General features: G+C 53.9%; 1 pseudogene. It reads left to right on the top strand.

Features of this window, described 5'->3' with window-relative positions:
* A pseudogene (locus tag FD09_RS16530) lies at positions 1–230 on the top strand (RNA-guided endonuclease TnpB family protein); the annotation flags it as partial.

The raw sequence follows: 230 nt of genomic DNA on the forward strand, positions 1-230 counted from the left end.
ATCAATATCCTCACCGCCTACAATGACGAAACCGGCGAAACGGAGTTTGTCAGCGGTAATAAGCTGCTCACCAGACGCCGTTGCGGAAAGCAGCAGCGCAAGCACCTGCAACAGAAGCAAACTCCGGCGGCTCGGCAGCGGCTCAAGAAAATCGGTCATCGAGAAAACGGTTGGGTGACGAATATGAATCACCAGCTTACTAAGGCACTCCTTGACTACTATGGGCCGGG

This window comes from Schleiferilactobacillus perolens DSM 12744, assembly GCF_001435585.1.
Taxonomy (GTDB): domain Bacteria; phylum Bacillota; class Bacilli; order Lactobacillales; family Lactobacillaceae; genus Schleiferilactobacillus; species Schleiferilactobacillus perolens.